3 protein-coding genes are annotated in these 1,259 nt (G+C 39.3%); 2 read left to right on the top strand and 1 reads right to left on the bottom strand.

Annotated elements, in window-relative coordinates; genetic code table 11:
* On the top strand, positions 1-525 hold a 525-nt coding region (locus AC4IFO_RS22855; protein ID WP_490737834.1), incomplete at its 5' end, for an RHS repeat-associated core domain-containing protein.
* A 15-nt stretch (positions 526-540) separates the two neighbouring features.
* Positions 541-909, top strand: coding sequence for a hypothetical protein (locus AC4IFO_RS22850; protein ID WP_490737833.1), 369 nt, complete (start codon positions 541-543; stop codon positions 907-909).
* Positions 910-974: 65 nt separating this feature from the next.
* Here the strand turns inward: AC4IFO_RS22850 and AC4IFO_RS22845 are convergent, their stop codons facing one another.
* Entirely contained in the window at positions 975-1,190 is a 216-nt protein-coding gene (locus tag AC4IFO_RS22845) for a SymE family type I addiction module toxin (RefSeq protein ID WP_490737832.1), read from the bottom strand.
* Between the last annotated feature and the right edge of the window lie 69 nt (positions 1,191-1,259).

The following is a 1,259-nucleotide window of genomic DNA, read 5'->3' as shown; positions in this document are numbered from 1 at the left end:
TTGTATTATAACCGTTTTCGGTATTATGATAGCGAGAACGGGCAGTATATTTCACCCGACCCGATAGGGCTGCTGGGAGGGCTGAATCCGTATGGGTATGTGCATTGTCCGGTGGGGTATGTTGATCCGTTCGGGTTGGCGTGTTGTCCACTGGATTATACATGGAATGATAAAACTAGACGCTGGCAAGATAGCTCAGGTCAATTTGTCAGAGTAGCTCCCCGAGATTATTTGGATATAGCTCTTAGTAGGCAAGGATTGAAAACACCACCATCAAAATTAAAAGAAAGTTGGCTGGATGGTGAATATAAAATGACGGTGAGAGCTCATCCAGCTAATCCTGATCATGGATATACAGGAAGTATATATAGAGTGTCACGCCAGAAGGTAGGTGAAGGTACTGAATATATGGATGTTTATGGTGGTTGGCATAAAGAATTAACACTTAAACCATTCTATAAAGATGGCCGAGCTAATCCTACTTATAATCTAGATGCAGCAAGGGATACACATATACCCTATTAAAAGGTGCGGTAATTCATGAATATTGAAAAGATAAGCTCGATTCTAAAAGAAAATGAATGGTGCGATATGGAAATTTGTGGATTCTATGAGAATGACCTTGTAGTGAAAGGATGTTTAGAAATAACAGATCAAGATTATTTTATTGAGCTTAGATTCAGAAATGCCAGTTATATTGATGCGCCTTTATCTTGGACAATGGATACTACTGAAAATTGTATATTTAAGTTCGTTGATAAAAATGACGTACAAGATTCTACTTTAGTAAGCCAAAAGTATTTTAGTTTAGGTGGGCTGTATGTATTTTCATTTTTAGCTGAATTTTTTTCTTTTAAAGGATGGGTAAATATAGTTGCAGACTCCGTAGAATATAAGCTTATTCATTGATGTTTAAGCCAGAAGGTTATTCAATCTTCTGGCTTATTCATTTTAAGAGCCGCTCAGTTTACCTTTTAGCTGCTGGTATACTCTGCCATCAGCTCACGCATGGTGTGTTTTATTGCACTCAGTTGCGCTTGCTGTTGTTGATTCTGCTGCTTAATTGCTCGGGTGTCTTCGCTGTCGGGTATCAATACCAAACACCCGTTTAAGATTCTTACCGTCAACGTGAAACCTGTCTCAAAACTGACTTCCTTTAACCACTGACCTTTAAGGTGTATTGCGGGCATTGGGCGGCTTTGTTGCCATTCGGGGCATAGCCTAGGGTGTAATAACGTTCTGTTTTGGGGGCTTTATTT

The organism is Providencia sp. UF-224 (assembly GCF_058245955.1).
Note: the sequence above shows the minus strand (reverse complement) of the source record. Positions and strands in the feature narration are given on the sequence as shown.